Genomic DNA, 20533 nt, shown 5'->3' on the forward strand with positions numbered 1-20533 from the left:
TAAGGAGGGGACATGCCCATCCCAGAGATCGTCGCCAACTGGATCGACGGCAAGCAGTCCCTCGCCGCCACGGGCGAGACCTTCGACAAGTTCAATCCCGCCAGCGGCGCCCTGCTCTGCAAGGGGGCGCGCTCCGCCCGCGCCGAGGTGGATGCGGCGGTGGCTTCCGCCAGGGCGGCCCAGCCCGCCTGGGCCAGGGTGCCCGCCGTGCAGCGCGGCATGATCCTCCACGACGTGGTCAAGGCGATGGAAGCCCGCAAGCAGGAGATCGCGGAGATCGTGCACCTGGAAACGGGCAAACGCATGTCCGAGGCCCTGGGCGAATGCGGCGGAGCCATCCAGCTCGGCCTGTTCTACGCCTCCGAGGGCCAGCGTCTTTACGGGCGCACCTGCCAGTCCGGCGCGGCCAACCGCTTTTCCCTCTCCGTGCGCCAGCCCGTGGGCGTGGCCGGACTGATCATCGCCGCCAACACCCCCATCGCCAACGTGGCCTGGAAGATCTTCCCGGCCCTGATCTGCGGAAACGGCGTGGTGCTCAAGGCCGCCGAGGACACCCCGGCCACGGCCTGGATCATGGGCGAAATCATTTCCGGCGTCCTGGAACGCCACGGCCTGCCCGGCGGCGTCTGCAACATTCTCCAGGGCCTGGGCGCGGAAGCGGGCCAGCCCCTGGTGGAGCACCCGGACGTGGGCGTGGTCTCCTTCACGGGCTCGGCCAAGGTCGGGCGCATCCTCGGCGAGATCGCGGGCCGCAGGCTGGCCAAGATCTCGCTGGAACTGGGCGGCAAGAACGCCCTGGTGGTCTGCGACGACGCGGACCTGGACCGCGCCGTGAAGTTCACCGCGCTCTCGGCATTTTCCAACGCGGGCCAGCGCTGCGTCGCAGGCAGCCGGATCATCGTTTTCGACGCCGTGTACGACGATTTCAAGGCCCGGCTTCTGGCCGCCACGGAGAAGCTGCGCGTCGGCTTCGGCGAAGAGGACGATTTCGGCCCGGTGGTCAACGCCCGCCAGCTCGCGAACATGTGCGCCGCGGTCAAGCGCGCCGTGGACCAGGGCGCGGCCCTGCTCGCGGGGGGAGGACGCCTGGAGGACGAAGCCCACGCGGGCGGCTACTACATGGCCCCGACCATCCTGGAGGGCGCAGCCCCGGACGCTGAGATATCCCGCGAGGAACTTTTCGGGCCGATCTGCTGCCTCTACAGGGTCAAGGACTTCGAGGAGGCCCTGGCTCTGACCAACGACTGCGACTACGGCCTTTCCGCCTGCGTCCATACCCGCGACCTGGACCGGGGCATCGAGTTCTGCAAGCGCGTGCGCACGGGCATGGCCGTCGTCAACGGCGCGACCTTCGGCTCGGAGCCGCACATGCCCTTCGGCGGCGTCAAGCAGTCCGGCAACGGTTCCCGCGAGCCCGGAACCGAGGCCATCGACATCTATTCCGACCTCAAGTGCATCAACATCCATACCGAACAGGACAATCTCTGATGGCCTACACCGCCAAATACATCTCCCGCGAAGCCCTGGCCGACATCGTCTTCGCGGACGCCCCGGCCCAGCGCCGCGCCGCGGCCTTTGCCGAGGCCAGCCGCATCAACTGCCTGTACATGATCCAGAACGCCGGGTCCGGGCATATCGGCACGAGCTTCAGCTCCCTGGAGATCATGAGCTGGCTGCACATGGAGGAGATGGACGAAAACGATTTCTTCTTCTCCTCCAAGGGGCACGACGCCCCGGCCCTCTACACCGTGCTGCTCGGCCTGGGCCGCCTGCCTTTCGAAAAGCTGCACCAGCTCCGCCGCCTGGGCGGCCTGCCCGGCCACCCGGACGTGGGCACCGAGTGCATGGTCACCAACACCGGCTCCCTGGGCATGGGCATCGCCAAGGCGCGCGGCATGATCAAGGCCCGCCGCCTGGACGGCCGCCCCGGCCGGGCCTTCGTGCTCCTGGGAGACGGCGAGCTGGAGGAAGGGCAGATCTGGGAATCGCTCCAGCCCACGGCCAACGGCGAATACTCCGAGCTGACCGTGATCGTGGACCACAACAAGATCCAGTCCGACACCTGGGTTTCGGACACCTCGGACCTGGGCGATCTGGAAACCAAGTTCCGGGCCTTCGGCTGGGAAGTGGTCCGCTGCGACGGCAACGACGTGGACGCGCTCAGCGGCGCGCTGGCCTACCTGCGCGGGGTGGAGGCCAGGCCCAAGATGCTCATCGCGGACACCATCAAGGGCCGCGGCGTGAGCTTCATGGAGCGGTTCGACGCCGAGGCCACGGGCGGCCTCTACGCCTACCACTCCGGGGCGGTCTCCCCGGAGGTCTACGCCAAGGCGCTGGCAGAGCTGACGGCCAACCTGACCACGGCCTGCGCCGAGGCAGGCATCCCCATGCCCGCCTTCACCGAAGCGGAGATCACTCCGGCCACGCCCCTGGAAAATCCGCAAAAGCTCGTGGCCGCCTATGGGCGCAAGCTGCTGGAGCTGGGCGGCGAGCGCGAGGACATGGTCGTGCTCGACGCGGATCTGGTCCTGGACTGCGGACTGCTCGGCTTCCGCGACGCCTTCCCCGACCGCTTCGTGGAATGCGGCATCGCCGAGCAGGACATGGTTTCCATGGCAGGCGGTCTGGCGCTTTCGGGCAAGCTGCCCCTGGTGCACTCCTTCGGCTGCTTCCTGACCACGCGCCCCGGCGAACAGATTTTCAACAACGCCACGGAAAAGACCAAGATCATCTACGCGGGCTCCCTGGTGGGCATCCTGCCGGGCGGCCCGGGCCACTCGCACCAGAGCGTGCGCGACATCGCGCTGATGTCCTGCGTGCCGGGCATGACCTGCGTCGAGCCGTGCTGCGAGGCCGAGACGGAAATGGCCCTGGAATGGGCCGTGCAGGCCAACCCCGGCAGCACGTACATCCGCCTCGTGTCCATTCCCTGCCCCAAGAGCTTCGAGCTTCCCGCAGGCTACAGGCTCACGCCCGGCAAGGGCGCGGTCCTGCGCGAAGGAAAGGCGGACGCCCCCCTGGTCTTCGCCTATGGCCCGGTGCTCACGGAGCAGGCCTGCCGCGCCGCGGACCAGCTCGCCGCTCAGGGCATCGACGCGACCGTGGTCAACCTGCCCTGGCTGAGCGGCGTGGACGAGCAGTGGCTGCGGGAGATCGTGGGCACGCGCGACAACGTGCTCACCCTGGACAACCACCTGCTCAAGGGCGGCCAGGGCGAAATGCTCGCGGCCACGGCGGCCCGCCTGGGCCTGGGCGCGCGCTTCCACTGCCTGGGACTGACCGGCAAGCCCGCCTGCGGCCGCAACGACGAAGTGCTGGCGCACCACGGCCTGGACGCGAATGGAATCGCCGGCCGCGTGCGGGCCATTGTTGCATAGGGCGCCGCCAAAGGTGGGACAACGCCCCGGCGGACGAAGGAAACTGGACAATCTCTGCACCGTCAGAGTAGTATTCGGCATTTTACAAAAGGATAGGTAGATGCAGGCTGTCATTCTTTGCGGTGGCCTCGGCACTCGTCTGCGCGAGGAGACCGAATTTCGCCCCAAGCCCATGGTCAACATCGGGAGCAAGCCCATCCTCTGGCACATCATGAAGATATACGCCACCCAGGGGATCACCGAATTCGTCCTGTGCCTCGGCTACAAGGGCGAGATGATCAAGAACTACTTCTGCCACTACGAGCTGATGAACAACGACGTCACGCTCGAACTCGGCAGGCCGGACCAGCTCTGCATCCACCAGAAGCACTCCGAGGCAGGCTGGAAGATCACCCTCGCGGACACCGGCCCCAAGACCCTCAAGGGCGGCCGCCTCAAGCGCATCGAAAAATACATCGACGGCGACACGTTCATGGTCACCTACGGCGACGGCGTGGCCGACGTGGACCTCAAGGCCCTGCTCGCCTTCCACAAAAGCCACGGCAAAATGGCCACGGTCACCGGCATCTCGCCCAAATCCCAGTTCGGCATCCTGAACACCGACGACGCCCAGGTCAAATCGTTCATGGAAAAACCTGATCAGGTCAGCACCGACCTGGTCAGCGGCGGCTTTTTCGTCTTCGACAGGCGGCTGTTCTCCTATCTCAGCGAAGATGAGGACTGCGACTTCGAATACGGTCCACTGGAACAGATCGCCAGAGAAGGCGAGCTCATGGTCTACCGCCACGACGGCTACTGGTCCTGCATGGACACCCTGCGCGACACCGAGCACCTGAACGACCTCTGGAACCGGGGCGCGGCCCCCTGGAAGATCTGGTAATGCGCCGGGCCGGGCTTTTCGGCAACGCCTATGACGGAACCCGTGTTTTTCTCACCGGAAACACGGGCTTCAAGGGCTCCTGGCTCCATCTCTGGCTGGAAGCGCTGGGAGCCAAGGTCACGGGCTTTTCCCTGGCCCCGCCCTCGGAGCCGTTCCACTTCCCTCTGCTCGACCTCGAAGGCTCCACCGTCACGGGCGACATCCGCGACCGCGCGCAGCTCGCCCGCGCCATGGCCGAGGCCAGGCCGGACATCGTCTTCCATCTGGCCGCCCAGCCCCTGGTCCGGCGCTCCTACGCCCAAGCGCCGGAGACGTTCGAAACCAACGTCATGGGCACGGTCAACCTCTTCGAGGCCTGCCGCGCAACGCCATCCGTCCGGGCCGTCGTGAACATCACCAGCGACAAGTGCTACGAACAGCTGGAATCGCCGCGCGGCTACGTCGAATCCGATCCCATGGGCGGCCACGATCCCTATTCCTGCTCCAAGGGATGCGCCGAGCTGGTCACCGCGTCCTACCGCCGATCGTTCTTCGCGCCCGCGCAGCCGCCCGTGCTGCTGAGCTCGGTCCGGGCGGGCAACGTCATCGGCGGCGGGGACTGGGGCGAGGACCGACTCATCCCGGACATGATGCGGGCCGCAGCGCAAAGCCGCGAATGCATCATCCGCAGCCCCCTTTCCGTGCGTCCCTGGCAGCACGTCCTGGAGCCGCTCTGCGGATACCTCATGCTGGGCCGACGCCTGCTGAACGGAGAATCGGTCTTTGCCGACGGCTGGAACTTCGGCCCGGCGAACAACTCCTTCCTGACCGTGGCGGAAGTGGCCGAAGCTGTTGCAGCTCATTGGCCCGCCGCTCGCCACCGCGCATCCCCCCCGTCCAACGCTCCCCACGAAGCCGCCATGCTCCGGCTGGACACCCGGAAGGCCCAGGAGGAACTGGACTGGATTCCCCTTTGGGACACCAGGCGGGGAATCCGGGAGACCGCCCGCTGGTACAAGGCGTATTATGAAGACGGCGAGGTGCTCACGCGGCAGCAGCTCGAAACGTACGTCAACGAGGCACGGCATGCGAACCGGGCCTGGACGGGGAACGCGGAATGATCTTCGAGCCGACCCCGCTCCAGGGCGCATTCGTGATCATCCCCGAACCCTTCCGCGACGAGCGCGGCGGGTTTGTCCGGGCCTTCTGCTCCCGCGAGCTGGAAGAGATCGGCTTTTGCGAACGCATCGCGCAGATCAACCAGTCCTACACCACCAGCAAGGGAACGGTACGCGGGCTGCACTTCCAGCATCCGCCGCACGGCGAGACGAAATTCGTCCGCTGCCTGCGCGGGGCCGCCTTCGACGTCATCGTGGACATCCGCGCCGGCTCGCCCACCTTTCTGCAATGGTTCGCGCGCACCCTGACGCCGGAAAACATGCAGACCATGTTCATCCCGCAGGGGTTCGCCCACGGATTTCAAGCCCTTGAAGCCGACACCGAGCTGCTCTATCTCCATTCGACCCATTATGCGCCGGGCCACGAGGGCGGGCTGCGCCACGACGACCCGGCCCTGCGCATCCGCTGGCCGCTTCCCGTGACCGTCCTCTCGGACCGGGATCGCAACCATCCTGAAATCACGGAAGACTTCTCCGGAGTCCAGTTATGAATTGCCGCTTCTGCAACACGCCGCTCTCGCACCAGTTCATCGACCTTGTCGGCTCGCCGCCGTCCAACTCGTTTCTCTCCTCCGAGCAGCTGAACGAGCCGGAAACGTACTACCCGCTGAAGCTCTTCGTCTGCCGCGAGTGCCATCTGGTGCAGATCGACGAATACAAGAAGTCGGACGACATCTTCAGTTCCGAATACATCTATTATTCCTCGTACTCCACATCCTGGCTCAGGCACGCCGAGCAGTACGTCGAAATGATCGCCCGGCGTCTGGACCTCGGGCCGCAAAGCCTGGTCATGGAAATCGCATCCAACGACGGGTATCTGCTCCAGTACGTCGCGGCCAGGGGCATTCCCTGCCTCGGCGTCGAGCCCGCGGTGGAGACTTCCGAGGTAGCCCGGAGCAAGGGCATCGAGGTGCTCAACGAGTTTTTCGGCAAGACGCTGGCCGCCCGCCTTTCCGGCCAGGGACGGCAGGCCGACCTCATCGTGGGCAACAACGTCCTGGCCCACGTGCCCGACATCAACGACTTCGTGGCCGGATTGGCCGAAGCCCTCAAGCCCGGCGGCACCGTGACCATGGAGTTCCCGCACCTGATGCGGCTGGTGTCCGAAAACCAGTTCGACACCATCTACCACGAACACTTTTCCTACCTCTCCTTCCACACGGTGCAGCGCATCTTCGCCGCGCACGGGCTGAAGGTCTACGACGTGGAGGAGCTGCCCACCCACGGCGGTTCGCTGCGGGTCTACGCGGGCCATGCCGAAAACGCGGCCCAGCCCGTCGGGCCGGGCGTATCCCAAATGCTTGAGAGCGAACGCGCCGCCGGAATGATGGAGATGGACTACTACGAAGGCTTCCAGGCCAAGGCCGACAAGGTCAAGCACGACCTGCTGGAGTTCCTGATCGACGCGCGGCGCTGCGGCAAGAAGGTCGCGGCCTATGGCGCCGCGGCCAAGGGCAACACCCTGCTGAACTACTGCGGCGTGAAGACCGACCTCGTCTCCTTCGTTGTCGACCGCTCGCCCCACAAGCAGGGGAAGTTCCTGCCCGGCTGCCACATCCCGGTGGTCGGCGAGGACGTCCTGCAGACGGAACAGCCCGACATCGTGCTCATCCTGCCCTGGAACATCAAAGACGAGATCATCGAACAACTGGCCTACTGCAAGAAGTGGGCGGCGCAATACGCCATTGCGATTCCGTCCTTGCGAAGCGGAAAAATATAGCAGGATTCGCGGATTCGACTCTGCTTTTCTTTTCGTCAGAACAACGTGCGTCCCGCCCTACCCCGCCCCCCCCGCAACCCAAGCCCCGCGCGGGGAGAAAGAAGTTGACCCATCAAACGTATTTCATTAACCATCCACAAAACAACATACAAAGCCGACCGTTATGGACTCCGGCATTGGATCGGGTGAGAAATGGACCCCATACGCGAATTCGAAAAGACCAGGGAACAACTCGTCGCCGACCAGGGCGACAACGCTTTGCTGAAGGATCATGCCGCACACTTCGCCTGCGAGTCCATGAGAAGCAAATACACCTACAACTTCAGCTGGATGGGCCGCCCGATCATTCAGTATCCGCAAGACATGATTGCGATGCAGGAGATCATCTGGAACGTTCAGCCGGACATCATCATTGAAACCGGCATCGCGCATGGCGGCTCCCTGGTGTATTACGCCTCCCTGCTGGAGCTGATCGGAGGTCCGGGGTACGTCCTCGGCGTCGACATCGACATTCGCGCCCACAATGAAGACGCCATCAAAAAGCATCCCATGTGCAAACGAATCAAGATGATCCAGGGGTCATCCGTGGATCAGCAGATCGTCGAGCAGGTACTGGAACATGCGCAAGGAAAGAAGCGCGTGCTGGTGGCCCTGGATTCCAACCATACACACGAGCATGTGGCGAAAGAACTGCAACTCTACTCGCCGCTTGTGACCAAAGGCAGCTATCTGGTCGTGTTTGACACCGCTGTCGAGTTTGCGCCTGACGAACTGAACGACGACAGGCCCTGGAGCGTCGGGAACAATCCGATGACCGCAGTTCGAGAGTTCCTCAAAACGACCCCGCGCTTTGAAATCGATGCAACCTTCGACAACAAGCTGTTGATCAGCATGGCGCCCAACGGCTACCTGCGTTGCATCGCGGACTGAGAACAAGCACGTTTATTAACTGACGACATCTCCCAGGAGGCACCTTGCATTCTTTCTTCAAAGCCCTCATCAGGCCGATGAAATACATCCCCTGCCTGCGCGGCGTTCGCGACAAGCTGATCGACCGTGAATTGATCTTCACGCGGGGCAAGGTGACCTTCAATGAAAACGACCTGATCCTTGTTCATCGCAACCCCCATTTCATGGAGAACGAACGATTCATCGAAGCCTATGACAAGGGGCGGCGCTATGATCCGAACTACCCTCCGATCCACTGGAGACTGCATACGATCTGCTGGGCCGCGAAACAGGGGTTGGCCCTCCAGGGAGATTTCATCGAGTTCGGCGTTAACAACGGCTTCTTCGCCGAAACCCTCGTGCAATACACGAACTTCAGCCAATATGACCGCAAGCTCTACCTCGTGGACACCTTCGAAGGGATGCAGGGCGAGCTTCTCTCCAACCGAGAGCTGAGCCTGACGGACTTCGACAAGGGCAACTACAACCACGACACCCACGACTGGTATCCGCAAGTCAGGAAACGCTTCGAGCCCTACCCCAACGTTGAGGTCGTGAAGGGGGCCGTCCCCGGCATTCTGGCTTCGCTGGAACATATCGAACGCCTCGCTTACGTTTCCATCGACATGAATTGCACGGTCCCTGAAATCGCCGCGGCCGAATTCTGCTGGGACAGAATGCCCACAGGAGCTGTGATCGTTTTGGACGACTACGGCTTCACCAAGCATACGGAACAGCGCGACGCGTTCGATGCTTTCACGAAGGAAAAGGGGATCGAAGTCATGCTTCTGGCGACAGGGCAAGGCATCATCGTCAAACCGTAAGGCCACTCATCCCAACGCGGACATCCCGTTCCCCTCGATAGAAAGACGCATGGCGGCCTCCGCGCTTTTGAGCGCTGAGCTTGGAATGCGGTTCGAGACCGATGCAGGGAGCCAAAGAAAATGGAATTTCTCGTAACCGGGGCAAGCGGCTTCGTCGCCCGTCACCTCATTCCGCATTTGCTGAACTGCGGGCACAAGGTGGTGGCCACTTCCCGCACCGGGAACAGTTTCATCAATTCCCTGTCCGGAAGCAACCTGACCTTCGTTCCGTATGACCTGTCCGACGAAGGCAAGGGCCTCTTCGATCTGTTTCACCGACCGGATCACCTCATCCATCTGGCCTGGGAAGGACTTCCCAATTACATGGAGTCCTTTCACGTGGAGGACAACCTCCCCCGCCACCTTCGATTCGTCCAAACCCTGCTCGACGAAGGCCTCCGGGCCATGACCGTGGCCGGAACCTGCCTGGAGTACGGCATGAAATCCGGCTGTCTGGCCGAAAGCATGGCTGCCGAGCCCACCGTGCCCTATGCCCAGGCCAAGGACATGCTCCGCCGGGAACTGGAGCGGCGCACAGAGAAATACGGCGCATCCCTGCGCTGGCTTCGCTTCTTCTACCTCTATGGACCGGGGCAATCGCCCAGGAGCCTTCTCCCCCAGCTGGAGGCCGCTGTGCGTCGCGGCGATGCGACTTTTCCCATGTCCCCCGGCGACCAGGTTCGGGATTTCCTGCACATCCATGAGGCGGCCGGACAGATCGCCGCGATAGCCCTTCAGAACGAAGTGACCGGGGTCATCAATTGCTGCAGCGGCAGTCCGACGTCCGTGCTCGATTTCGTGTCCCGGCACATCAAGGCCAATGGATGGGAGATCACCCCCGAGCTGGGAGTCTATCCCTATGCCGACTACGAGCCCAAAGAATTCTGGGGCGACACGGTGAAACTTCGTTCTGCTTTCGAGCGTTCCTGACTACAAACGGGCTTGCCCCGAAAGGCTTTGCCGACCATGACCCAGCCTCGCGTCCCCAAGATTTCGCTTGGATTGCCGGTATACAATTCCAAAAATACGATCAGAAACGCGCTCGACGCGTTGCTCGGACAGACGTTTACCGATTTCGAGCTGATCATCTCGGACAACTGTTCCGACGACGGCACATTCGAAATCTGCCGGGAATACGCGGAGCGCGACCCGCGAATCCGGCTCTACCGCAATGAATCCAATCTCGGAATAACGGAGAATTTCAGAATCGTCTGCAGAAAAGCCCGTGGGGAATACTTTCATTGGGTGGCCGGAGACGATTCCTGGGCAAAGGAATATCTGGGCACCCTTTCCGGAATGCTCGATTCCTCTCCGCGCGCCTCTCTGGCCGCCGCGCTGCTGCACCGCGAATATGAAGACGGGTCTACCCTTCCGACAATCCGATACGAAGGGAAGGACAATCCCGAAAAATTGCCTCGTTTCCTGATCGCCGCAAGATGCATCAGCAGCAGAACGAAAATTCGCGACAAAAAATACGGTCTCTTCGTATGCAGCCTGATGCGGACGAAATATCTGCAAGAAAATATTGACTTCATGCCCCTACAGCTTGGAGAACGCCCCCTTATCGCCTTCCTTGCCCTGTGCGGCCCGATACTCGTGCTCAACACGGAACTCATGATCAAGCGGCTGCATCGAAACCCGTTCTGCGTGCGAAATCCCGACGACGCCTACAGCACAATCGACTTCCACCACTCGCTGCTGGACAAGCTCAAGATGACTTTCGCCTTCCTGTGGAAGACCCGGTCCATCTCTCCCCTGACCAAAATCATCCACCTGCCCCTGCTTGCGGGCACGCTTTTGACCGAGAGAAAAGTGAGAAAAGCCATCAAGCTGCGCCTGAAATCCGAGGAAAATCCAAACGTCGATGAGTAAAGGCTTCTCCCGCTCCGGCAACGCTCCGACAGGAAAAGGGACGGATGCCTAGCGGTATTGGGGCGGCAGATCCGCTGTGAAGTAGGATTTTTCGCGGGTCTTGATGGTCAGGTTCGGCGAACTTCCGAACACGATGGAGCAGTCGGGAATCACCGCGTCCTTCACATAGGCGTTGGCCCCAAGAACCACGTGGTCGCCGATGCGGCAGTCGCCGAGGATCTTGGCCCCGGACATCATGGTCACGTTGACGCCGATCACGGGGTAGATGCCCTTGTTGTTGCCCACGGTGCAGTTCTGCGAAAAGCGGAAGAAATTCCCGAAGCGGCCCCGCCCGATGACGCTGCCCACCGGATGGTCCAGAAAGAAAACGTCCGGCATTTCGACTTCGTAAAAGAGATCGAACCCGTTGAGCGCCTTGTTCAGGTAATAGACCCTGTCGGCCAGGGTGCCGACGGATTCGCGCAGGCGGAAGATCGAATTCGAGAGATAGTACAGGAAAATGGCGTACTGGCTGGACTGGAACGGGTTGAAGTAGACTTCGCCCCCACGCCGATAATACCGCGACGATTCGTGCGCAAAACAGTGCTCGCAGCGTTTGAGCGCCGATTCGACCCCCTGCTCCAGAAGCACCCTTTCTTCGGAATGAAAGAGAAAAAGGCTGCCCAACTGCCGGGCCACCAGATCAAAAAGTTCCGTCTTTGGAATTTCAATTATCATGGTTTTCCGCCCGTTGTTCTCTCAGGTGCGCGGCGCGGGCAGAATCAGCCCGGCGCCGCGTCCTTGGTGATCTAACTTTCCAGCGAATACCCGTACTTCTCCATGGCCGCCTTCAACGCGGCAACGCCTGCGTCGTCCATCTCCGCGTAATAGGAACTCGTGTACCGCTTGCAGATGCCCCGCAATTCCAGGATGGCCTTTTCTTCCGCGGCCTGGAGAAAGTTGTTGGACTTTCCGCCCTTGGGCCATTCGGAAAGAAACGAGCTGAGCCGTTGCTGTTCCTTGAGCGCGGCTTCGAATCCCTGCTCCCTGAACGCCTTGTAGACGTTGATCATGGCTTCGGGCACCGCCGAACCGAGGCTGGAGGTGTGCCCCTTGACGCCCATGCCCAGGCAGGCGGCGAACTGGCTGGCAACGGCCGTGATGACCTGGAAGCCCTCATCCTGCAAGGCCGAAACCTTGAGGATGTTCACGGCGTCCTTGGTGGAATACTTCACTCCGGCGATGTTCGGATAGCCCTTCATGCCGGCCACGAATTCCGGGGTGAACGGCTTGGACCAGTTGGCGCTGGTGTACATCCAGAGCGGCTTCGAGACGTTGTCCGCGATGTGCCGGTAAAACCAGCCCAGACGTTCGAAGGAGAGCAGCGTGTGGTAGGGCATCACGTGGTAATACTCGAAATCCAGCCCTTCGATGTCCTTGGCGAAGCGGAGGATGTCCTCCATGGCGAAGAATCCGGTCCCGACCACCAGCGGCAGGCGTCCGGCGTTCTGCTCCGTCACGATCCGGGCGACCTGGAGGCGTTTTTCATAGGACAGGTTCATGTCCTCGCTGCCGGTGCCGAGCACCCACAGCCCGCCGATGTCCTTGGTGGCCAGAAAATCCACAAGACGGCGCAGGCCGGCTTCGTCCACGTCGCCGGTTGCGGTGAACGGGGTGGACAGGACAGGAATGACGCCTTCGATGCGACGCGGCTGACTCATATTACTCGCTTCCCTTTTTTCTCAGATGTTCGATGTAGGCCTCGGCCTTGAGGAAATCGGCCTCGGTGTCGATGTCCGTGGAGTGGTATTCATCCATGAAGATCGGCACCTGGCGCGGAGAAATGTGCTTGCGCTCGCGCACGAACCACGGCCGTTTCATGGCGTAAATGGATGCGTTGTACATGTAGAACGGTTCCACCTCTGCCGGATCGGCGATGGGATGGTAGTCCTCCAAAACGCCGTCCCGCACGGCCTTGAGGATGGGATCGCGCTTCTTGTAAGGCCCCTTGACGCTGACCGCCGTGTCCAGATCGGACTCCCACAGCCGCGTCACGGCCTCGTCGATGTGCTCCGGATCGCGGATGGGACAGGTGGGCTGGAGCAGGACCATGATGTCGTACGGCTTGCCCGTGGCGCGCTCCATGAACTCCATGGCATGCATCACGGTGTCGATGTTGCGGACCTTGTCGCCCGCAAGTTCGTCCGGACGCTTGAAGGGCACGGGCGCACCCCACTTGCGGGCCACCTCCAGGATCTCGTCGTCCTCGGTGGTCACCAGCCAGTCCGTCAGGGTCCGCGCCCTGGCGGCCGCCTCGATGGTCCAGGCGATGAGCGGCTTGCCGGCCAGCATCATGATGTTCTTTCGGGGCAACCGTTTGGAGCCTCCCCGGGCGGGAATGACTCCAAGCACGCGCGGTCGGTTCATTGGGCCTCCTCCCTGGATTGCAGAACCTCTTGGATGTGGTTCAGGGTCAGTTCCATGTCCTTGTGCGCTTCGGCCCTGTCCAAGGTGGTCTCGTATTCCGCGTCGAGGAAAAGGCAGATCCGCCTTTCCCGCTCCTCCTTGGGAACCTGCCGCTTCTGCGCCTCGAATATGGATTCGTCCAGCTTGTTGGGATTGGTGCAGCGGACAGCGAGGCCCACGACGTCGTAGAAGCATTTTTCCAGCGTGACGACGGGCTTGCCGAACATGATGCCCTCCCAGCCCGCGGTTCCGTTGTCCGTGACGACCAGGGACGCGTTGGCGATGTAGGGATATTGCGAACCGAACGGATCGGCCAGGATGGTGCGTGGATAGCGCGAGACGGACTTGAGCCACCGGGTGAAGCGCCTGCCGCCGTTGCCCTTGTGCTCGCGCACGAGCAGATCCAGTCCCAGAGGCAGCATGGAGCCCACGAACTTGATGCAATGCCGCTGGGTGTGCCACAGCGGAGCCCGGAAGTTCAACATCAGCTCCGGTTCCTTGTGCAGCGGAAGCAGGCAGTAGCTCATGCCCTTCAGCTCGTCCGGGCTGAAGGAACGGAAATACTTGCGGTGGGCCATCTTGCACCAGAGGATGCGGTACATCTCCACGATCCGGGAAAAAACCGGAGCCAGGGGCGGGCCCTGAAACCCCTTCCGCACGTGACGGAGTTTCTCCCGAACTAGCTGCCAAGCCTGCGCCGGGGTGGAGGCAAGGCTCAGCCTGGCGAAATTCTTCCAGTTTTCGAGAATGTACGCGGAAGGCGCTGGCGCGTTGAGAAAGGAATCAAGACGATTGCGGCCCGCGGTTCCGATCGCCTCGCCGGACTCCATTTTCTCTTCGTACCGTCTCTGCCCGCGCGTGTTGTCCATGAGCAGATCGTCCGTCCAATAGATGCGCTTGGCTAGGCACTTGGAATTTCGGAGCGACAGGAACGGGATGCCCCGCAGCTCGCAGAGCAGGTACAGGGGGTGGATGGTGAAATCGCAGTTTGCCCGCCCCAGGACCACTTCCACGTCAAGAAGATCAAGCTGCTGCTCCCAGAAGGAAAAGCAACGCAGAACGACCCGTTCGGCGTAGCTCGCATCCTTGCGGCAGAGTTGCTGCAACCGGGTATTGAACCAGTAGTATTCGTGCTCCGTCCAGGCACGGACCAGCTCGCGCTCGCCGGTCAGCAGAATGCGACCGAAGCTGCGGCCGCTCTTGCGTTCGCAATCCCTGACCAGCTCCCGCAGACGCTTTTCCTGCGCCGGGTCGGACTCCCAGGGCTGCGGCTGGAGAAAATCGAAATACGGAAGCTGCGAGGCTCCGGCCTTGAAGCAATGCCGATAATTGTATGCTTCGCTGTCGTGACAATACACCGTGACTTTCGATCCGCGCTCCAGGGCGGCCCCGGCGATGGAGCGGAAATAGTATTGGTCGGGAATGGCGTTGAGGATGAGGACGTGGTCTGGCGTCATGTTGGATTCCGTGAAAAGAGGTTATGCGAGGGCGAAACCGTGAGGCGCATCCGGCGCATGCGCTTTCTCAGTCAAGCAGATACCGTTTGAAGAACCGCGTGTCGTCGGCCAGCCGGACGCTCTCCTCGATGGCCGAACGCAGGGCGTCCCAATCCAGCTGCACACGGTTGTCCGGCGCCGCTCCCGCAGGGACGATGGGGCACCGGCCCTCCAAGAGGCTGCGGGCGGAGCCGACAAAGGAATCTTCGCCGAAATCGATGAATACCGCAGGCTTGTTCGAGCGCATGGTAATATTGAAGGTCGATGTCCTCAAGCAGGAAAAGAGGATCACGTCCGCGCTCTCGACCACCTGCTCGAAGCGCCTGTTCTCGTTGTGAGCGCCGATCACGGATTCGAACTCCATCGGCGCGCGTGCCCGGCTTTCGGGATGCTCCTTGAAGATGGCTTCGTAGCCCCATTCGCGCAACCGGGCGAGCAGTCTCGCCTGGAAATCCACGGCCACCACGTCGGATTGCAGGGGATAGACCCTGCTTTCCTCGCCGATGTAGAACACGCCGACCAGCATGACGCTGCGAACCTGCTCCCTCGGAGCAAAGGACGCAAAGGCGGCACCGGCGTCCTTGCCTTCGGGCCAGGGTACGGAAGCGATCCGGGGCGCATGCTTGGAGAAGCTCCGCCAAGCGTCGAGCTGCCCGGCGAGCAGGTCGCGCTGCCGCTTCGTGTAGGTCATGAACACGTCGCACTCGAAAAATTCGTTGAGGCAGAAGCACTCCTCCCACCGCAGATAGGAATCCCCCAGGGCGTGGTCGTGTCCCGTGACCTCTCCGCCGCTGCCGCGCACGGCCAGACGCAGCATCCGATCCCAGATGTTCCCGCCGCTTCCGGTCCAAAGTCGCGAGGGCAGTTCGTGGGGCCTGGCGTCGAGCCGCGCGAGGTGTGCACCCACGAGGCGGCAGCCACGCTCCATCTCCCCGCGCAAATAGTCCCGGAGATAGCCGGGCAGCGGCTCGCCGCAGTCCTGAAACGTTGCGGCAACGAGATCGCAGGCTTCCTCCAACAAGTCCCGGGAAACAGCGACGCTCGCGGGCACAGATCCCACGGAGGCGAACCAGTGCTTGTGTTCCAGGTAGCCGACGTTTCTATCGCTCCCGGCGGCGTGCATGGAGATGATGTCGCTGCGCTTGGTGGTCACGACGCCGTCCCGAAGCAGGGCGCGCGAGGGACGCGCCGAGGAGATGCGCGGGAGATCCTGCTTCGGCAGCGCGGAAAAACACACGGCGTCCGGCGCGCTCGCGGTCTGGCGCTTCTTTCCCGTTCTGAAGAGCTTGCGGAAAATGCGCAGCGGATTCTTGAAGCGCGGCGCATCCCCATTCTTCGTGTTCGCCAGCACGGAGAAAAGAGGCGGCCCGTCTGGAGCGCGCCCCTGGAAAACGGCATCCCAAAGACGGAATCCCGCTCCGTAAGCCGGAATCCGGCCGGAAGCGTCAAGCCGCCGGGACAGCAGCACGGCCTGATACAGCCCCATGCACTCGCTCAGCCAGAAGATGCTCAAGAGCCGCAGTTCCCGCGCTCCGGGTACGCCCTCCGCCGCAGCGCCGTCCAGCATGGGCAGCAGCCGATGCAGCAAGGCGTCGCGGAAGGCGACCATTTCCGCCCGGCTGACCGGCCAGAAAAACGGCTCGACGCCTTCCGCGCCCGGAACGATGCGCTCGATGCTCAGCGGCGCGGTCTGCTCCTGGGCCATGCTCACTCGCCCGCTGCCAGATGGTCCCAGGCCAGCGGCGTTCCCATTTTCAGGTCGCGGCTCGCCTTCCTGCCAAGAACGGCCTCGTAGTGCCGGGTGTGCAGCCCATCGGCGGGCCGGACGGACCGCACGTTGTCCCTCGTGAACGGCTCGCCTGCCTTGATGTCCGCGCTGACGAACAGGGAGCGCCGAAAGGCCACGCTGGCCCGCTGGTTGTCGGTAAGCTCGTAGCAGACGCGGCCCAGAGCCTTTTCCGTGACGCGGATCGCCTCGACCATGGACCGGAACTCCTCCGGCTCCAGCGAGAACGAGGCGTCGGAGCCGCCGTCCGCCCGGCAGAGGGTGAAATGCTTTTCGATGATTTGCGCGCCGATGGCCACGGCGGCTATCGGGGCCACGGGGCCGAGCGAATGGTCGGAAAGACCGGCGATGCAATCGAAGGTCTCGGCCAGATGCGGGATGGTCAGCAGGTTTGTTTCCTCCACGGGAGCCGGATAGGCGCTGACGCACTTGAGAAGGGCGATTTCCGGGGTTCCGTTCGCGCGCAGGGTCCGCACCGCCTCTTCGATCTCACCCAGGGAGGCCATGCCCGTGGACATGATCACCGGCTTTCCCGTGGCCGCGATTTTCTTCAGCAGGATCAGATCCACCAATTCGAAGGAGGCGACCTTGAAGCAGGGCACGTTCATCTGTTCGAGAAAATCCACGCCGCTTTCGTCGATGGGCGTGGAAAAGCAGTCCAGCCCGTAATCCCCGGCAATGGCGGCCAGCTTTTCATGCCACTCCCAGGGCATGTAGCTCTTCTGGTAGAGGCCGTGCAGGGTCTCGCCGTTCCAGACCGTGCCCTTGATGCGGAAATATTCGTTGTCCGCCGGGAGAGTGAGCTTGTCGGCCGTATAGGTCTGGAGCTTGATGGCGTCGGCCCCGGCCTTGGCCATTTCATGGACGATCCGCTCCGCCCGCTCATACGACTGGAGGTGGTTGGCCGACATCTCGGCGATGACATACGTGGACTTTGCGCAACGATCTTTAAGCATCGGCATCGAAAGCATCTCCATTGAGACATTTCAGGGCCAGGGGTTCGTTGATGTGACGAACGGTTTCCTCGTACCCGACGTTGAAAAGCATATCCCAGAAGCACATCCAGGGAACGAACGCTTCGGCGTTGAACTGGGGATATGCGAGCGGTTCGTAATGGTGAAACAGCAGCATCTCTTCGGGAAAGACCGCGTCGATCCCGTAATGAATGCCGTTGGCGCCGGAAATGTAATGACTCGCCCCCACGGCCTCGGCAATGGAATAGAGATGGGCGGGTCCGGTCTCCTCGTGGTCGATGTCCAGCGTGCTCGACCGCACGAGATTCGGCTTGAACCCGAAGAACCCGCAAAGGGCCGTCAGGTAATCGACGATGACGTCCGCGTAGGGAGCGCCGTCCGGGCCGATGTCCCGCAGGACCGAGAACAGGGAATCGAGCCATTCCTGGTTGAAGCAGGGGGCGTTCTTGTAGTGGGAGGCGATGCTGTTGTAGTGGTCCGCGACCCAGGCGTTGCCGGATATTTCGGCGTCCTGGATCATGGCCTTGCGCGAAGAGGAGATGGGCACGCTCAGCCAGCGCGGCCCTTTGGCCGTCAGGATCTTGTTCCGGTTTTCCACTCCGAGATACTGGCGCTGCACGTCGTCGAGGATGACGAAAAGATCGCTGTGGAGCAAGCGGCTGAGATAGCACGGGACTGGCAGGTAGCGTGGCTGGCTGATGATGATTCGCATTCAATACTCGCAATGGTGATGGGGGTGGTCCGGGTGCCGGGAGGCCGGGCTAGCGATACGCGACTCCCCGCAGGAACATGAAGGCCTCGGCGGCGGCGCAGCCGCACTGCGCCCCGCGCAGCCTAGCCTGGGCGCGAACGGCCTCGTAGCTTCGCGGATGGGGAAACGGACGCATCTCGGAGTCGTAGCATTCAAGCAGAGCCTGCTTGTCTTCAAGTTCCTCGGCGATGTCCACATAGCAGTTGGGCTGGAAAACCGAATCTCCGGGGACTCCATACTCGGTGCTGGACATAACCTCAAATGAGAATATCTGCGGGATGCGCAGCGTCGGCAACGGCCGGAAAACCGTCAGGACGGCCCGCTGGGTCAGGACATGGTCGTTGTTGAGGTCGCCGACGTGCTGCGTGAAGACCAGGTCCGGCTCGAAGGGCAGAGCCCGCGCCTCGATCCACTGCACGATGTCCAGCAGGGCCACGGAGTCGAAACGGTTGTCCGGAAAGCACGCGCACTCCAGCCCGACCTCGTGCCGGGAAAAGCCGCGCAGCTTCTCCAGGAGCGTGGTCCGGTCTTTTTCCGCCTGCTGCCGCCCGCTCTCGGCGGGCGTGTCCGTCCTGGCGGTCGGGCCTTCGCCCAGCAACAGGATGTTCGCCTGTGCGCCTTCCTTGAAGGCCCGGACCAGCGTTCCGCCGCAGCCCAGGATTTCATCATCCGGATGCGCCGCGACCACGAGAATCTTCTTGTTCCGAAAATCGATCATTGCTCCACCTGCTGCAATTCAAACGACCAGACGTCCGCGGAACGATGAACCAACCGTTTCTTCCTGCGGAAGCCGACACTCAGGAACAGATTTTGGGACGGAAGGTTCTCCGCCTTGACGTATGCCAGAAAGGGCAGTCCGGGGGCAATCCTCGCGGCCAGGGCGCACCCCTTGCGGAGCATGTCCTTGCCGATTCCGCCTCCGCGCGATTCCGCGCCGACCGCGATGGTGATCATCAATCCGCCCTCGGCATGTTCAAAGCGAACGTATCCGCACGGCTGGCCTCCGCGTTCGGCAATGAGAAAGATGTCGTCCGATTCTAGAAACCTCGCAAACCAAGCCTGGTGCGTCTCAAAGGAGATGCGGCCGGGAGTGAAGGCCGTTTCGCGCACCAAGGGATCGTTGACCAGCTCGAACACGAAATGGACGTCGTCTTTCGTTGCCCGGCGCAAGGTCGGCTCCGGCGCGTCCCACCCGCGCATGGCCCGGCACAGGCGCTCCGCTCCCCGGCCGTCCACAAGGGCGGTCATGCGCCGGACATGCTCCGCGAATAGGGACATGTCCGCCAAGGCGCTGTTGATCGCGGCCGGATCCTTTGGAAAACAAATTTCGTTCTCTTCGAGAAACCGCACATTGTCGCGCTGGTTGTCGGCTATGGAAAAGACCGCGAACGGAATTCCGAGATAGCACAATTCCCAGCACGTCGAACCGCCAGCCGTAATGCAGAAATCCGTATCCAGAAGCAGCTCGGCCATGTTTTCAACGTGGTCGAGGATCTCCACTTCGCCCGCAACAGCTTGGGCGGCCCGCTTCAAGGCGGCCTTGTCGCTTTCCCCCGCGACGACGCGCAGCGTATACCCGGCAAGGTCGAGGGAGCGGAGCCAGGCGATGGAATCCTGGAAGAAGGCCCCTGTATCGCTGCCTCCGAAAGTCGCCAGGATCACGTCCGCCGAGGTTTTTCCGGGGCTGGCGTCCCGGAGGGGCTTTGCTTCGAGAAATTCCGGGCGGATCAGGACGTAGCGATGCCCCAGGCACTTCCGGCCTATGGCCCCGGCGTAGCGAAACGTCTCCGCCGCGGTGTTCTGGTTGAAGAGAATGTCGGCTTCGTACTCGGGCAGATGATTGTTGTCGTCCACGACAAGGGAGCGCCGTCCGTTCGCGCGGGCAGCATGATGATGGGCCGGTGTGAAATGGTAGCCGTCAAGAACGACCCAGGTCCGTTCGCCGTCCGACGGGAATCCGGCCTCGACGGTTTCCAGCCTGTCTGCGAATTCCTCAGGAGAGATGCGGCAATGGGACCTGGACTCTTCCGCGGCGGAAAACCCGCTCCGCAGGATGCGCTCCCGAACCCAGGGAATCGAAAGCCGCCCCAGAAAGACGACCTGCCCCCCCAGCGCCTTCCAGGAATGCGCCAGGGCAATGCAGCGCATGACATGCCCGGCACCGATCTCAGGCGTGGCATCGGCACAAATGATCAGCAGCATGGCATCCCTTGCAATGGTTTAGCGGCGGTTCGGCAATTCTGCGGCCTTGGCCGCGCGGCGGG

The 20533-nt window shown here is 62.3% G+C and carries 19 protein-coding genes; 10 read left to right on the plus strand and 9 right to left on the minus strand.

From position 1 onward, the window contains the following. Positions 1-12: 12 nt before the first annotated feature. The 10 genes from G452_RS0112395 (at position 13) to G452_RS20715 (ending at position 10817) form a co-directional block, all read left to right on the plus strand. Positions 13-1488 carry an aldehyde dehydrogenase family protein gene (locus G452_RS0112395; protein ID WP_022662584.1) on the plus strand — a complete coding sequence of 492 codons (1476 nt, stop codon included), beginning with the start codon at positions 13-15 and terminating at the stop codon, positions 1486-1488. Beyond that, positions 1488-3377: a transketolase family protein gene (locus tag G452_RS0112400; protein WP_022662585.1), complete on the plus strand. Its 1890-nt coding sequence runs from the start codon at positions 1488-1490 to the stop codon at positions 3375-3377. The genes G452_RS0112395 and G452_RS0112400 overlap by 1 nt, the downstream gene beginning before the upstream one ends. Before the next feature lie 100 nt (positions 3378-3477). Then, a complete protein-coding gene (gene rfbF / locus G452_RS0112405; RefSeq protein ID WP_022662586.1) occupies positions 3478-4257 on the plus strand; it encodes a glucose-1-phosphate cytidylyltransferase in 780 nt (259 codons plus the stop codon). Then, positions 4257-5357, plus strand: a complete 1101-nt coding sequence (gene rfbG, locus G452_RS19410; RefSeq protein ID WP_022662587.1) for a CDP-glucose 4,6-dehydratase — start codon at positions 4257-4259, stop codon at positions 5355-5357. Before rfbF ends, rfbG begins: the two co-directional genes overlap by 1 nt. Further along, a complete protein-coding gene (rfbC, locus tag G452_RS0112415; RefSeq protein ID WP_022662588.1) occupies positions 5354-5905 on the plus strand; it encodes a dTDP-4-dehydrorhamnose 3,5-epimerase in 552 nt (183 codons plus the stop codon). The genes rfbG and rfbC overlap by 4 nt, the downstream gene beginning before the upstream one ends. After that, positions 5902-7134, plus strand: coding sequence for a class I SAM-dependent methyltransferase (locus G452_RS0112420; protein WP_022662589.1), 1233 nt, complete (start codon positions 5902-5904; stop codon positions 7132-7134). The genes rfbC and G452_RS0112420 overlap by 4 nt, the downstream gene beginning before the upstream one ends. A gap of 192 nt (positions 7135-7326) precedes the next feature. Continuing rightward, the gene (locus tag G452_RS0112425; RefSeq protein WP_022662590.1) at positions 7327-8064 is read left to right on the plus strand and encodes a cephalosporin hydroxylase family protein; all 738 of its coding nucleotides are present in this window, start codon (positions 7327-7329) and stop codon (positions 8062-8064) included. 44 nt (positions 8065-8108) lie between these two features. Beyond that, positions 8109-8906, plus strand: coding sequence for a TylF/MycF/NovP-related O-methyltransferase (locus G452_RS0112430; protein ID WP_022662591.1), 798 nt, complete (start codon positions 8109-8111; stop codon positions 8904-8906). A 120-nt stretch (positions 8907-9026) separates the two neighbouring features. Further along, entirely contained in the window at positions 9027-9875 is an 849-nt protein-coding gene (locus G452_RS0112435) for an NAD-dependent epimerase/dehydratase family protein (protein ID WP_022662592.1), read from the plus strand. Between the two features lie 36 nt (positions 9876-9911). Next, entirely contained in the window at positions 9912-10817 is a 906-nt protein-coding gene (locus G452_RS20715) for a glycosyltransferase family 2 protein (RefSeq protein WP_022662593.1), read from the plus strand. A 48-nt stretch (positions 10818-10865) separates the two neighbouring features. Here the strand turns inward: G452_RS20715 and G452_RS0112445 are convergent, their stop codons facing one another. From G452_RS0112445 to pseG, 9 genes are all read right to left on the minus strand, one after another. Further along, complete coding sequence (locus G452_RS0112445; RefSeq protein WP_022662594.1) at positions 10866-11534, minus strand: LbetaH domain-containing protein; 669 nt, start codon at positions 11532-11534, stop codon at positions 10866-10868. A 71-nt stretch (positions 11535-11605) separates the two neighbouring features. Then, the gene (locus G452_RS19420) at positions 11606-12517 is read right to left on the minus strand and encodes a dihydrodipicolinate synthase family protein (protein WP_022662595.1); all 912 of its coding nucleotides are present in this window, start codon (positions 12515-12517) and stop codon (positions 11606-11608) included. 1 nt (position 12518) lies between these two features. Beyond that, complete coding sequence (locus G452_RS0112455) at positions 12519-13223, minus strand: acylneuraminate cytidylyltransferase family protein (protein ID WP_022662596.1); 705 nt, start codon at positions 13221-13223, stop codon at positions 12519-12521. Beyond that, the gene (locus tag G452_RS21695) at positions 13220-14719 is read right to left on the minus strand and encodes a hypothetical protein (protein ID WP_022662597.1); all 1500 of its coding nucleotides are present in this window, start codon (positions 14717-14719) and stop codon (positions 13220-13222) included. The genes G452_RS0112455 and G452_RS21695 overlap by 4 nt, the downstream gene beginning before the upstream one ends. 67 nt (positions 14720-14786) lie before the next feature. Beyond that, positions 14787-16463 (minus strand): hypothetical protein, encoded by a 1677-nt coding sequence (locus tag G452_RS0112465; protein WP_022662598.1) that lies wholly within the window; start codon positions 16461-16463, stop codon positions 14787-14789. A gap of 2 nt (positions 16464-16465) precedes the next feature. Then, complete coding sequence (pseI, locus tag G452_RS0112470) at positions 16466-17506, minus strand: pseudaminic acid synthase (RefSeq protein WP_022662599.1); 1041 nt, start codon at positions 17504-17506, stop codon at positions 16466-16468. Further along, a complete protein-coding gene (locus G452_RS0112475) occupies positions 17493-18230 on the minus strand; it encodes a WbqC family protein (RefSeq protein WP_022662600.1) in 738 nt (245 codons plus the stop codon). The genes pseI and G452_RS0112475 overlap by 14 nt, the downstream gene beginning before the upstream one ends. A 49-nt stretch (positions 18231-18279) precedes the next feature. Next, complete coding sequence (locus G452_RS0112480) at positions 18280-18987, minus strand: PIG-L deacetylase family protein (RefSeq protein WP_022662601.1); 708 nt, start codon at positions 18985-18987, stop codon at positions 18280-18282. Next, positions 18984-20471 carry a UDP-2,4-diacetamido-2,4,6-trideoxy-beta-L-altropyranose hydrolase gene (pseG, locus tag G452_RS0112485; RefSeq protein WP_022662602.1) on the minus strand — a complete coding sequence of 496 codons (1488 nt, stop codon included), beginning with the start codon at positions 20469-20471 and terminating at the stop codon, positions 18984-18986. The genes G452_RS0112480 and pseG overlap by 4 nt, the downstream gene beginning before the upstream one ends. Positions 20472-20533: the final 62 nt, after the last annotated feature.

The organism is Paucidesulfovibrio longus DSM 6739 (genome assembly GCF_000420485.1).
Lineage (GTDB): Bacteria > Desulfobacterota > Desulfovibrionia > Desulfovibrionales > Desulfovibrionaceae > Paucidesulfovibrio > Paucidesulfovibrio longus.

What these genes read in the sequence shown, in the direction of transcription:
- G452_RS19420 (WP_022662595.1), bottom strand. Translation starts at nt 12,517, where the DNA reads ATGAGTCAGCCGCGTCGCATCGAAGGCGTCATTCCTGTCCTGTCCACC.
- G452_RS0112435 (WP_022662592.1), top strand. Translation starts at nt 9,027, where the DNA reads ATGGAATTTCTCGTAACCGGGGCAAGCGGCTTCGTCGCCCGTCACCTC.
- rfbG (WP_022662587.1), top strand. Translation starts at nt 4,257, where the DNA reads ATGCGCCGGGCCGGGCTTTTCGGCAACGCCTATGACGGAACCCGTGTT.
- rfbF (WP_022662586.1), top strand. Translation starts at nt 3,478, where the DNA reads ATGCAGGCTGTCATTCTTTGCGGTGGCCTCGGCACTCGTCTGCGCGAG.
- rfbC (WP_022662588.1), top strand. Translation starts at nt 5,354, where the DNA reads ATGATCTTCGAGCCGACCCCGCTCCAGGGCGCATTCGTGATCATCCCC.
- pseI (WP_022662599.1), bottom strand. Translation starts at nt 17,506, where the DNA reads ATGCCGATGCTTAAAGATCGTTGCGCAAAGTCCACGTATGTCATCGCC.
- G452_RS0112400 (WP_022662585.1), top strand. Translation starts at nt 1,488, where the DNA reads ATGGCCTACACCGCCAAATACATCTCCCGCGAAGCCCTGGCCGACATC.
- G452_RS20715 (WP_022662593.1), top strand. Translation starts at nt 9,912, where the DNA reads ATGACCCAGCCTCGCGTCCCCAAGATTTCGCTTGGATTGCCGGTATAC.
- G452_RS0112420 (WP_022662589.1), top strand. Translation starts at nt 5,902, where the DNA reads ATGAATTGCCGCTTCTGCAACACGCCGCTCTCGCACCAGTTCATCGAC.
- G452_RS0112465 (WP_022662598.1), bottom strand. Translation starts at nt 16,463, where the DNA reads ATGGCCCAGGAGCAGACCGCGCCGCTGAGCATCGAGCGCATCGTTCCG.
- G452_RS0112425 (WP_022662590.1), top strand. Translation starts at nt 7,327, where the DNA reads ATGGACCCCATACGCGAATTCGAAAAGACCAGGGAACAACTCGTCGCC.
- G452_RS21695 (WP_022662597.1), bottom strand. Translation starts at nt 14,719, where the DNA reads ATGACGCCAGACCACGTCCTCATCCTCAACGCCATTCCCGACCAATAC.
- G452_RS0112480 (WP_022662601.1), bottom strand. Translation starts at nt 18,987, where the DNA reads ATGATCGATTTTCGGAACAAGAAGATTCTCGTGGTCGCGGCGCATCCG.
- G452_RS0112395 (WP_022662584.1), top strand. Translation starts at nt 13, where the DNA reads ATGCCCATCCCAGAGATCGTCGCCAACTGGATCGACGGCAAGCAGTCC.
- G452_RS0112475 (WP_022662600.1), bottom strand. Translation starts at nt 18,230, where the DNA reads ATGCGAATCATCATCAGCCAGCCACGCTACCTGCCAGTCCCGTGCTAT.
- pseG (WP_022662602.1), bottom strand. Translation starts at nt 20,471, where the DNA reads ATGCTGCTGATCATTTGTGCCGATGCCACGCCTGAGATCGGTGCCGGG.
- G452_RS0112445 (WP_022662594.1), bottom strand. Translation starts at nt 11,534, where the DNA reads ATGATAATTGAAATTCCAAAGACGGAACTTTTTGATCTGGTGGCCCGG.
- G452_RS0112455 (WP_022662596.1), bottom strand. Translation starts at nt 13,223, where the DNA reads ATGAACCGACCGCGCGTGCTTGGAGTCATTCCCGCCCGGGGAGGCTCC.